The sequence below is a fragment of the Bradyrhizobium sp. HKCCYLS3013 genome (assembly GCF_051167615.1).
Taxonomy (GTDB): domain Bacteria; phylum Pseudomonadota; class Alphaproteobacteria; order Rhizobiales; family Xanthobacteraceae; genus Bradyrhizobium.
Genome location: NZ_JBNPTK010000014.1, coordinates 195408 through 207214, shown reverse-complemented (window position 1 = coordinate 207214; position 11807 = coordinate 195408). Strand labels below are relative to the sequence as shown.

The window sequence follows — 11807 nt, the reverse complement described above, 5'->3', positions numbered from 1 at the left end:
GCTCAAGACCGCAGAAGAATCCACGCCATGCACCATGTCCAGTCTGTCTGAACCGGACAGCCGTGGGCTTGTCCCGGGCATCCACGTGGCGCTCAGCGTGCTGAACGACGTGGATGGCCGGGACAAGCCCGGCCATGACGATGTGGCGACGCATGAGCGCACGACTCTGATCGCCAGATACCATGGCTCTGCCCCTTCCAGGGGAGCTCGGATTGCCTCGAATGCGATCCGGATCAGCGGCTCCCCTCCCTGCCAGCGGGGTGAGGGGGAGCACTGCCGATGCGGCATGAGTTCAGCTCACACGTCCAAACAAGAGCGCTGGTCGTGCAACCGCTGACCGCAGAAAAGCGATCCTTAGATCTTCAGCTCGCTGCCCGTCACGCGCCGGAACGCCTCCAGATAACGCTGGCTCGTCGCGTCCACCACGCTCTGCGGCAGCGGCGGCGGCGGGGCGTCGCCATTCCAGCGGCCGGCCTTGCGCTCCGCATCGAGATAGTCGCGCAGCGGCTGCTTGTCGAAGCTCGGCTGCGGCCGGCCCGGTTGATAGGCGTCGACCGCCCAGAAGCGCGAACTATCCGGTGTCATCACCTCGTCGATCAGGATGATGTTTCCATCCTTGTCGCGGCCGAACTCGAACTTGGTGTCGGCGATGATGATGCCCTGCTCGCGTGCGAGCTTCTCGCCGAGCGTATAGACCGCGCGCGTCATGCTCTCCAGCGTGTAGGCCGTGTCGTCGCCGACCACCTCGCGCATCCTGGCGATGGTGATGTTCTCGTCGTGGCCGGTCTCGGCCTTGGTCGCCGGGCTGAAGATCGCGGGCTCGAGCCTCTCACTCTCGACCAGGCCCGCGGGAAGCTGCTCGCCGGCGAGCGTGCCGCTCGCGGCATATTCCTTCCAGGCCGAGCCGGAGAGATAGCCGCGGATCACGCATTCGATCGGGAACACGGTGGTGCGCTTGCACAGCATCACCCGCCCGAGGATCTCCTCGCGATGCGGCTGCAGCGCCGGCACCTCGGCGATGATCCCGTCGGTGTCGGCCGAGATCATGTGGTGATGCACCACGCCTTCGAGCGCGTTGAACCAGTACGCCGAGATCTGCGTCAGCACCGCGCCTTTCATCGGGATGGTCTCGTTCATCACGACGTCGAAGGCGGAGATCCGGTCGGTGGTCAGCAGCAGCACGCGGTCGTCGCCGACGGCGTAGATGTCGCGGACCTTGCCGCGGCCGATTTTCGGGAGCGGCAGATTGCTGGCGAGAAGCGTGGTCATCGTGCGGAGCCTTCGAAACGGGAGCGTTGCGCTCCCAATAGCCTATTCCGGCAGCGGAATGAACTCGTGCTCCTGCGGGACGGCGGCGAAGCGGCCGGTTTTCCAGTCCTGCTTGGCCTGCTCGATGCGCTCCTTGCTGGAGGAGACGAAATTCCACCAGACGTGGCGCGGCCCTTCCAGCGCGTCGCCTCCGAGGAACATCATCCGCGTCGGCTTGACCGTACGGACGCTGATGGCATCGCCCGGGCGGAAGATCAGCAGCCGCGGCCCCTCATGGCGCTCGCGCGCGATCTCGACCTCGCCGTCGACGATGTAGATGGCGCGCTCCTCGTGATCGGGATCGAGCGGCACCACTGTGCCGGCCTGCGCCGTCACCTCGACATAGAACCAGGGCGAAACCATCGTCACCGGCGAGGCCTTTCCAAAGGCTCTGCCGGCAATGATGCGCGCGGAGAAGCCGGTGTCGCTGACCGTCGGCAGCGCGCCCGCCGCGTAATGCTGGAAGCTCGGCGCGATCTCTTCCGATTCCACCGGCAGCGCGATCCAGCTCTGCAGGCCCAGCATGTTCTGGCCGTTCTGCCGCTGCAGGTCCGGCGTGCGCTCGGAATGCGCGATGCCGCGGCCGGCGGTCATCAGGTTCATCGCGCCGGGCTGGATCTCCTGGACGTTGCCCTCGCTGTCGCGATGCATGATGGCGCCGTCGAACAGATAGGTGACGGTGGCCAAGCCGATATGCGGATGCGGCCGCACGTCCATGCCCTTGCCGGAGACGAATTGCACCGGACCGAAATGGTCGAAGAAGATGAACGGCCCAACCATCTGCCGGCGGCCATGCGGCAGCGCGCGGCGTACCGCAAAGCCGTCGCCGAGATCACGGGTGCGCGGCACGATGACGTGCTCCAGCGCATCGCACGAGGTGGGATCGCCGAATTCGGGATCGTTCGAAGGCTGCCAGCTCATGGGACGCTCCTGAGATGTGGTCGCGCGAACCTAGCAGCTTCGCGACGGCGAGGGCAGGGCATGAGGTCGCGGCGTCGGCGTGATTTGAACGGAGCGGCACTCCGGCCTAGAGTTCCGGCGCTGACAACGGATCCGTGACGATGACGCTCGACAGCCTCGATCTCGTGCTTCGCGCCGCCGCCATTGCGCTGCTCGCCGTGCTCGCCGTCGCGTTGGGACGTGACCTCGGTGGTCAATGGCGCGGCCGGCTGGCGATCGCGCTGGCGCTCGGCTCGGCCGCGCATGCGGCGACCTTCAACATCGGCGGGACGGCGGCGCCATCGCTCGCTTCCGCGCCGCTGATTGCGCTCGCGACGGCCGACATCATCGTGCTCTGGCTGTTCTGCCGCGCGCTGTTCGACGACGGCTTTGCGTTGCGCGGGCTGCACGGCCTGATCTGGCTGGCTGTGTTCGGCTTCAGCCTGATCGGCTGTCTCGTGCTCGGACCTGCCGGACATGGCCGGCTCGTGATCGTCGCCAACAATGTGCTGGCGCTCGGCTTCCTTGGCCTGACCTTGGCGCAGACCATCCGCTCCTGGTCGGCGGATCTCGTCGAGGGACGGCGGCGCATCCGGGCCTTCGTCGTGATCGCGGCGCTGTCCTACGGTGGCGTCAATGCGCTGCTGCAGATGGCGTCCGCCGGCAGCGGCCCATCCGAGCTTGCCAATGTGGTCAATGCGGCGATGTTCCTGGTCGTGGTCGGCGCCGTCGCGCTGATGCTGCTCAGGGTCGGTGCCGGCGATGTGTTCGCGCCGGAAACACCGCCGGTCGCAGAGCCCGAAGCCACGGCTCCCAGGGCCGCGGACCGCAGGCTGGTCGACGCGCTGATGCGGCTGATGGCGGATGAGCGGATCTATCGGCGGGACAACGTCACCATCGGGATGCTGGCGACCAGGCTCTCCATTCCTGAATACCGGTTGCGGCGGCTGATCAATGGCGAGCTCGGCTACCGCAACTTCAACACCTTCCTCAACGCCCACCGTATCGAGGAGGCCAAGGCCGCGCTCGCCGATCCCGCCCAGGCCGAGGTGCCGGTCATCACCATCGCCATGGACGCCGGGTTCCAGTCGCTCGGTCCGTTCAACCGGGCGTTCAAGGCGGTGACTGGGGTGACGCCGACCGAATACCGGCGCATGAGGCTGGCCGCAGCGTGATCTGTTCGGCCTTGAAATCACGGAGGAATTCCAGAATCGGCGAGGTCCCGGCCATTCCCGGCTGGTGCGATTTGCGAAATCGGCGAGCATCCGGGCCGCAGCCGCGGTCTGGTCCGGCGGATCCAACTTCCGGAGCTCCTCATGACCAGACGCCGCCTGCTGCCTGCTCTCGTTGCCACCACCGCGCTGACCGCCCTGGTGGTCGGCGGCGCCCGCGCCCGCGATGTGCCGAAGGTGGCAACCGGCTTCATCGCCAGCGTGCTGTGCTCGGAGACCTTCGTCTCCGGTCTCGACCCGGACCGCACGCTCTCCGAGACCCGGGCCGCGATGCCCGGCGCCGGCCTGCTGAGCTGGGCAATGGACGTCCGCGTCGATCGCGCCGCCAAGGACGTCAGCGTGACGCTGCTCGGGCTCGGCCGGAGCCACGCCGTGTATCGCGACGGGCTCGGCTGCCACGTGGACCATGGCGAGAGCCGCGACTGGCCGACCGTCCGGTTGTCGCCGCCGCAGCCGGCCTTGCTGCCCGACATCGCTCCGCCGCACGTCGTGGCGCCGGCGACACCGGCGCTCGCCGCGGCGCTCGACCGCGCCTTTGCCGAGCCGGAGGCGCCGCCGTTCCGGCGCACCCATGCCGTCCTGGTGATGAAGGACGGCAAGGTCATCGCCGAGCGCTACGCGCCCGGCTTCACGCTCGACACCCCGCTGCTCGGCTTCTCCGCGACCAAGTCGATGACCGCGACCCTGATCGGCATTCTCGTCCACCAGGGCAAGCTCTCGCTGCATGCGCCCGCGCCGGTGGCGGCGTGGCAGAGCGAAAGCGATCCGCGTCATGCCATCACCGTCGATCATCTGCTGCGCCACACCGCCGGTCTCGCGCTCGGCAGCTCGCTGCAGGCCTCGCTGTTGTCGGCGCTCGAGCCGGTCAACCGGATGAAGTTCGTCGAGCCCGACCGCGCGGCCTTTGCCGAATCCATGCCGCTCAAAACTGCTCCGGGCGCGGTCAGCAACTATCACGACGGCAACACCGTCATCCTTTCCCATCTCATCCGCGATGCCGCCGGCGGCAGCGCCGCGGATGTGCTGCGCTTCGCGCATCGCGAGCTGTTCGATCCGCTGGGCATGGCCAGCGTCACGATCGAGTTCGACGCCGCCGGCACGCCGGAGGGATCGAGCCAGATGCTGGCCTCGGCGCGCGACTGGGCACGGCTCGGCCAGCTCTATCTCGACGACGGCGTGGTCGCCGGCCGGCGCTTTTTGCCCGCGGGCTGGGCGGACTACGTCGCCACGCCCACACCGAACGCCTATGTCGGCCTCGGCGCCGGCTTCTGGACCAACCGCGGCGACAGTTTTGGCGCCAACTACCGCATCGCGCACGGCTGGCCGCGCGATGCGGTCTTCGCCAAGGGCACGCTCGGCCAGTACGTCATCTTCGTTCCCTCCGAGCGCCTCGTCATCGCGCGCTTCGGTCGCACCGTGAACTGGCCGCCCGAGGCCGACGGCGTGGCGCAGCTCGTGAGCGACGTGATCGCGGCGACAAGAGGGGAATGACGCATGCGCTACACTCTCCCCAACGCCGTCGCCTGCGCCACACGGTCGAAACGCTCCAGCGACAGGATCGCATCGGCAAAGCTTTGCGCGCGGCTGCTCAGCACCGGCCGTGCCAAAGTGATGAACTTGTCGCTCATCGCCTGCGCCGATGGAAACGAGGTCGGCTCGCCCGAGGGATCATCGTGCAGCCGCTCGTGCACGCCGTCCTCGGTGGTGATGGTCACGCGGGCGCCGAACGGATGGCTGCGGCCGATCTCCAATTTGTCGTCCTGCACGACGTCGAACCTGTCGGCGAGCGCGTTGATCGCGGCGTCACCAAGGCGCGTGTAGTCGTCCCAGCCGAAGCGGCCCTGGTCGAGCGCCAGCGCGCCGGTGAAGAACATCGAGAACTGGCCGCCGACGATCGAGCTCGGATGGCGCTTGGTCGCGGCATCGCCGGTCAGCGTGATGCCGTTGCGGTGCAGGCCGATCTCGACGCGCTTGACCTGGTCCGGCGTCAGATTGTGCTCGCGGCGCAGCGCGATGATGGCGTCGATCGCGGCATGGGTGTAGCGGCAGCTCGGATACGGCTTCACGCCGATCTTCATCGTCTCATAGGTGGAGCCGAGCCCGGCGACGGCCTTCTCATGGTGCGGCGTGTCGGTGTAGCCGACCAGCAGGCCGTGCTTGCCCTCGACGGATTCGATCGCGCCGACGAAGTCGTTCTTGGCGAGCGTCGCCGCGATCACGCCGTTCATCGCGGACGCACCGACCTGATAGCGCTTGTTCCAGGCGCCATTGACGAGAAACTGCAGCGAGCCCGCGGCCTGGCTGCCGGAGACGCCGAACGCGTAGATCAACTGTTGCTCCGACAGGCCGAACAGCTTGCCGGCGGCAGCTGCTGCGCCATAGGTGCCGGCGGTCGCGGTCGGGTGGAAGCCGCGGGCATAATGCGAGGTCGGATCGAGCGCATTGCCGAGCCGGCAGCACACCTCGTAGCCGGCGACAACAGCTGTCAGCACCTCGCGGCCGGAGGCGCCGACCATCTCGCCGACGGCGAACGCGGCCGGCACCACGGGTGCGCTCGGATGCAGCGAGGAATCGGCGTGGGTATCGTCGAAATCGAGCGAATGGCCCATCGTGCCGTTGAGCAGCGCCGCCACCGCCGGCGTCCAGGTTCTGTCGTCGCCGAACACGGTCGCCTCGCCCGCCGCATCCAGCTTCAGCGCCGCCAGCATGTTCACCACCGACGGCGTCGACTCCGCCTCGCGCCGGGCGCGGATGGCGCTGCCGAGAAAATCCAGCGTCAGCACCTTGGCGCGGTCGAGCACCTCGGGCGGGATATCGTCGTATTTCAGCGCGGCGACGTAGGCGGCGAGCGTTGCGGTTTCCTGGGCCATCGTGTTTCCTCATATCGTTGCAGCCAGGGTAGGCAAGCTGATTCCGCCTTTCAAGCCGGTCCGGCCCGGTGGGAGGCTGCCATGCCGACGCGCTGGTCCGTTCGAGGTGGATGATTGATGGCGTCGTTCAAGGAGCTGTTCGGCAGGTTGCGCGGCCGCAAGGCGCAGATGTCGCTGGCCGTCCGCAGCACGGTGGCGGCGACGCTCGCTTTTGCCGTTGCCACGGCCTTCCACCTGAAGCTGCCGCTGTGGGCGGTGCTGACCTCGCTGATCGTGACGCAAGGCAGTGTCGGGCGTTCGCTGAAGGCGACGCGCGACTACATGTTCGGCACCATCGGCGGTGCGATCTATGGCGGCGCCATCACCGTGTTCATTCCGCATTCCGGCGAATTGCAGCTGCTCGGCATGCTGATCCTGGCGGTGACCCCGCTCGCCTTCATCGCCGCGATCAATCCCAGCCTCAACGCCGCCACCGTGACCGCGGTCATCGTGCTCCTGGTGCCCACGATGGGCCATCTCGATCCGCTGGGATCGGCGATCGACCGTGTGTTCGAGGTTGCGGTCGGCGCGTTCACCGGCCTCGCCGTATCGTTCGTCGTGCTGCCGTCGCGGGCGCATGTCCAGATGCGCAGCGCGGCGGGCCGCCTGCTCGAACTGATCGCCGCAGCAATGACCGAGCTTCTGGTCGGCCTGTCGCGGGGCCGCGACAACGACGCGTTGCATCGGATCCAGGACGGTATCGGCACCGCGCTCACCGAGTTGAACGCGACCGGGGCGGAGGCCGAGCGCGAACGCTCGGCGCGGCTGTCCTCTGGCGCCGACACCGGTCCGCTGCTGCGGACGATCCTGCGCCTCCGCCATGACGTCGTGATGATCGGCCGCGCCAGCGTGGTGCCGCTGCCCTCGGAGCTGCAGGCACGTTTGTCGGCGCCGGTGGCGCGCGTCAGCGATGCGATCGCGAGCTATCTGCGCGGCTGTGCCGCAGCCATCCGCAACGGCTCCGGCCCACCGCCGATCTGGCCGATCCATGTTGCGGTCAAAGCCTATGCCGAGCAGGTCGCCGCCGTCCGCAGCGACGGGCTGACGCGCGGGTTGCCCGGCGATGCCGCCGAGCGCTTCTTCGCGCTCGGCTTCTCGCTCGACCAGATGCGGCAGAACCTGATCGACCTCGAGCGCGTCGTCGCCGAATGGTCCGGTGCGTCGGCCGGCAAGGTGCATCGGCCGGAGCCCGGGGAGTCGTCCGATACGGCCGGCGCCTGAACTCTTCATCGGGTCAGCCGCAGGAAGCGCACCACCAGCAGCGCGGCGTAGATCGTGGTGCCGATCGACAGGCCGATCCAGATTCCGACCGCGCCGAGCGCGGTGTGGAGGCCAAGCAGATAAGAGGCGGGGAAGCCGATCAGCCAATAGCCGAGCACGGCGAGCAGCAGCGGCACCCGCGTATCCTTGATGCCGCGCAGCGCGCCGACCGCGATGCTCTGCAATGCGTCCGTGATGAAGAACGTCGTGCCGACGAGCAGCAGCGTGGCGGCCAGCGCCGCTGTCGTTTCGGCATCGGAGATCCCGGAGCCGAGGAACAGCTGCACGATGTCATGGCGCGCAATGACGATGCCGAGCGTGAACAGCACTGCGAGTGAAAGGCCGAGCAACATCGCCATCAGGCCGGCGCGGCGAACGCCGGTCGCATCATCGCGCCCGGCGGCGTGGCCGACGCGCACGGTCGCGGCCATGCTGATCCCGAACGGCACCATGAACAGGATCGCGGTGATCTGCAGCGCGATCTGGTGCGCGGCGAGCGCGGCCGTGCTGATCAGCCCCATCAGGATCGCGGCCGCGGAGAACAGGCCGTATTCGAGCAGGAACGACAGCGAGATCGGCGCGCCGATGATGAGGAGCTGTCGCATCAGTCGCCAGTCGATACGGCCCAGTCGCGCGAGGACGTGGTAGTCGCGGAACGGCGGGCGGAACGCTGCGAACCACAGCCCGGCGAGGAACGTTCCCAGGTTGACGGTCGAGGTGGCGAGGCCGACGCCGGTCAGGCCCAGCCGCGGAAAACCCCAGTGGCCGTAGAGCAGCGGATAGACCAGCAGCGCGTTGAGCGGGATCGCGGCCAGTGTGATCCAGAGCACCGGCTCGGGGCGGTTGACCGCGCCCATGAAGCTGCGCAGCGCCATGAACCACAGCATCGGCGCAATACCCCAGGCGAGGCCGCGCAGATAATCCTGCGCAGGACGCGCGACGTCGGGGGCCTGTCCGAGCGTGAGCAGGATGGCCTCGCCGTTCAGCGCGATCATCATGATCGGCAGCGCGATGAACAGGCCGGCCCATAGTCCAACGCGGAGCGCGCGCCGCACCAGTGCTGCATCCGCGGCTCCGAACGCCTGCGCGGCGAGCGGCGCCACCGCCGACATCAGGCCCATGCCGAAGGTCGAGCCGACGAAATACACCGTGCCCGCCAATGCGGCCGCCGCGACGGCATCGCCGCCGAGACGGCCGATGAAGGCGAGGTCGGTCGACATCATCGCGATCTGCGACAACTGCGTCAGCGCCATCGGTGCGGCGAGCCGGATCGTGTCCCAGAGCTCGAGCGCGAGGGGAGGCGTCGGCGCCGCCGTTGGCGGTGCGTGGTTGGTTCCGGCTGTGGAGGTCATGGTCGGGGCTATAGCAGGCCCTGCGGCGTCGTGCACATCACGGCGGGATGTTCGGTCGCAGCCGCGTGCGGCACGGAGGCGCAGCTCCACCTGGCCAAATGCGGACGGCTGCGTGAGGCGCATCGTCAATCGCATTGACGTGATCGCGGGCATGACTGACTGATCTCGCGGCGCTGATACGTCCGAGCTCTGCTTGATCGATGGCCCTCGGAAGCGAGAGGGCGCGGGGAATGCCGGGTGCTGGCCGCACCCATGGCCCGCCTGCGTAAAAAAATGCAGGCGGCAGGAACCACAGGTTCAGCCGAGACATCCCGGCATTCCCCGCGCGATGGTTGGAACGACTTATACGTATTCTCCCCGGGGACCGGGCTTTCTTGCCCCCGTCGTCAGCGGAATCGCCCGCCGGCTTGACCTCAGCGTCGGGAGGCCAGGACCATACGCTTTCGCCGTATGCGACCGCCCCTTCGTCCACACGCCAGCCTCGGGTTGCTACCCAAGTGCGCGCTGAGAGCCGCCGCATCCACCGCATCCCCGCCCTCAACGTCCGTGACGATCGCGAAGCGCCCCTCTCATGAGGACGGGATGGCTACATTGTTTCTGATTCTTGGAATAATAGCAAGCAAAAAATTCGGAAAAACGGCAGCCGCGATATTGGCGGCTTGGGCACGGAGCGCCGGTGCGACAGCGAGCCGAAGACTCGCGTGTCATCATGCGGCTGCTGCGACCTGCCGGAGCATCGCCTTCACGACGAGCCGGTGAAACGGCTTGATCATGGCGAGATAGATGCGGCCGAGAGCATTGTGGGTCTCGACCAAGGTGGTCGCTGTCACTTGCGAGGTCGCGTGCTGAGAGGCCACGTCGACCAGGACGCGAAAGTCCAGATGCTTGTCGTCGAAGCCGAGCACGAGCCGGGCCGGCGTTTCGTCGACGACCGGAAAAATCCCGATCAGAGGACGTGGGTTGCTTGGGTCCGCGCCCGAGGTCTTCAGACCGAAGGGCCTGACCAGCAGGTTGCGGAGCTTCAGGAGCGCCGCTATCCACCAGGGCGTGTGACCGAGCATGCGCTCGGCCGCGGTGCGGGCAGCAACGGGCGGGCCGTTGATCGTGATGCGAAAGGCATCGGCGAACTCCGCGCCGGCCAGCCATCGGGTACCGTCGACGTTGGGAGTGATCTCGCTGATTGTCATGAGCGATGAGCCTCACATGTCAAGGTTGCTCGCGCGCCATGCGCGATGCGCAGCAGCATCGCACGCGCATGTCCGCGAAGCCAGTGCGCCGATGGCCTTGCGCCAGGGTCATTCAATTTCGTCATTGCGAGCTGCGCTCGCAATGACGGAGGAGAGATGTGCGTAGTAAACTACCGCCCGCGCTCCGGCACGCGGGTGATCTTCGCGCCCAGTGCGTTCAGGCGCTCGTCGATGCGTTCATAGCCGCGTTCGATCTGGTCGGCGTTGTCGATGTACGAGGTGCCTTCGGCGCAGAGTGCTGCCAGCAGCATGGCCATGCCGGCGCGGATGTCGGGGGAGACGACGCGGGCGCCGCGCAGGCGGCTGGGGCCGGCGACGATGGCGCGGTGCGGGTCGCACAGCACGATGCGCGCGCCCATCGAGATCAGCTTGTCGACGAAGAACATCCGCGACTCGAACATCTTCTCGAACATCAGGATCACGCCCTCGCATTGCGTGGCGGTGACGAGCGCGATCGACATCAGGTCGGCGGGGAAGGCCGGCCACGGCTGGTCCTCCAGCTTCGGCACGTGGCCGCCGAAATCGTCCTTGATCCTGAGCGTCTGGTCCGAGGGCACGATCAGGTCGTCGCCGGCGACCTCGCAGACGATGCCGAGCCGCTCGAAGCCCATGCGGATGGAGCGCAGATGCTCGGTGCCGGCGCGCACGATGCGCAACGGCGAGCGCGTCACCGCGGCGAGCCCGATCAGCGAGCCGACCTCGATATGGTCGGGCTGGATCGCGTAGGACGCCTGGCCGAGCGTGCTGGCGCCGTGGATCACCATCGTGTTGGTGCCGATGCCCTCGATGTTGGCGCCGAGCGCCACCAGGAAATGCGCGAGGTCCTGGACATGCGGTTCCGAGGCCGCGTTGCGCAGATAGGTGGTGCCGTGCGCGGCGACCGCCGCCACCAGCGCGTTCTCGGTCGCGGTGACGCTGGGCTCGTCGAGGAACACGTCGGCGCCCTTCAGGCCGGAGGCGCGCAGCTCGATCTTGTCGGTCGCGGTGACGGTGGCCCCGAGCTGCTCGAAGGCGAGGAAATGCGTGTCGAGGCGGCGGCGGCCAATGACGTCGCCGCCCGGCGGCGGCAGCGCCACCTCGCCGCAGCGCGCGAGCAGGGGGCCGGCGAGCAGGATCGAGGCGCGAATGCGGGCACACAGATCCGGATCGAGATCGGCGGCGCGGATGTCCTTGGCATGGATCGCGAGCCGGTTGCGGCCGCGCCATTCGGCGGAGGCACCGACCGAGCGGATCAGCTCGACCAGGGTCTCGGTGTCGCGGATGCGCGGCACGTTGTCGAGCGTGACCGGATGCTCGGTCAGCAGCGCGGCGGCGATGATCGGCAGCGCGGCGTTCTTGTTGCCGGACGGCTCGATCGCGCCTTTGAGCCGGTGACCGCCCTCGACGATGTATTGAATGGGCGCCATGCGGTGATGATCCGTTGTCGAAGCGTGTGGCCGCTGCCCTTGCCGGCTTCGCGACGGCGTTCGGGCACAGGGTGTCCAGCGGGATCAACCTGTTCCGCAATCCGGCGACCGCGAACCTGGTTCACGGGCCGCCGGGGTCCTCATGAGACCGACT

The 11807-nt window shown here is 67.7% G+C and carries 9 protein-coding genes; 3 read left to right on the top strand and 6 right to left on the bottom strand.

The window, feature by feature from the left end:
• Window positions 1-354 precede the first annotated feature (354 nt).
• Both ACQR1F_RS24115 and ACQR1F_RS24110 read right to left on the bottom strand, forming a co-directional pair.
• A complete protein-coding gene (locus ACQR1F_RS24115; protein WP_434913992.1) occupies window positions 355-1269 on the bottom strand; it encodes a phosphoribosylaminoimidazolesuccinocarboxamide synthase in 915 nt (304 codons plus the stop codon).
• Window positions 1270-1311: 42 nt separating this feature from the next.
• Window positions 1312-2229, bottom strand: coding sequence for a pirin family protein (locus tag ACQR1F_RS24110; protein ID WP_316179076.1), 918 nt, complete (start codon window positions 2227-2229; stop codon window positions 1312-1314).
• Window positions 2230-2369: 140 nt separating this feature from the next.
• On the opposite strand from ACQR1F_RS24110, the gene ACQR1F_RS24105 reads away from it, so the two are divergent.
• Entirely contained in the window at window positions 2370-3422 is a 1053-nt protein-coding gene (locus ACQR1F_RS24105; RefSeq protein ID WP_316215346.1) for a helix-turn-helix domain-containing protein, read from the top strand.
• A 141-nt stretch (window positions 3423-3563) separates the two neighbouring features.
• Entirely contained in the window at window positions 3564-4970 is a 1407-nt protein-coding gene (locus ACQR1F_RS24100) for a serine hydrolase domain-containing protein (RefSeq protein WP_434913991.1), read from the top strand.
• Window positions 4971-4978: 8 nt separating this feature from the next.
• On the opposite strand, the gene ACQR1F_RS24095 is transcribed toward ACQR1F_RS24100, so the two are convergent.
• Entirely contained in the window at window positions 4979-6349 is a 1371-nt protein-coding gene (locus tag ACQR1F_RS24095) for an MmgE/PrpD family protein (protein WP_434913990.1), read from the bottom strand.
• A 117-nt stretch (window positions 6350-6466) separates the two neighbouring features.
• On the opposite strand from ACQR1F_RS24095, the gene ACQR1F_RS24090 reads away from it, so the two are divergent.
• Window positions 6467-7609, top strand: coding sequence for an FUSC family protein (locus ACQR1F_RS24090; RefSeq protein WP_434913989.1), 1143 nt, complete (start codon window positions 6467-6469; stop codon window positions 7607-7609).
• A gap of 5 nt (window positions 7610-7614) precedes the next feature.
• Here ACQR1F_RS24090 and ACQR1F_RS24085 read toward each other — a convergent pair whose 3' ends face one another.
• The 3 genes from ACQR1F_RS24085 to murA form a co-directional block, all read right to left on the bottom strand.
• Complete coding sequence (locus ACQR1F_RS24085; protein WP_434848394.1) at window positions 7615-9000, bottom strand: MATE family efflux transporter; 1386 nt, start codon at window positions 8998-9000, stop codon at window positions 7615-7617.
• A gap of 707 nt (window positions 9001-9707) precedes the next feature.
• Complete coding sequence (locus ACQR1F_RS24080) at window positions 9708-10187, bottom strand: DUF2867 domain-containing protein (RefSeq protein ID WP_315803894.1); 480 nt, start codon at window positions 10185-10187, stop codon at window positions 9708-9710.
• A 170-nt stretch (window positions 10188-10357) separates the two neighbouring features.
• Complete coding sequence (murA, locus tag ACQR1F_RS24075) at window positions 10358-11653, bottom strand: UDP-N-acetylglucosamine 1-carboxyvinyltransferase (protein ID WP_434913988.1); 1296 nt, start codon at window positions 11651-11653, stop codon at window positions 10358-10360.
• Between the last annotated feature and the right edge of the window lie 154 nt (window positions 11654-11807).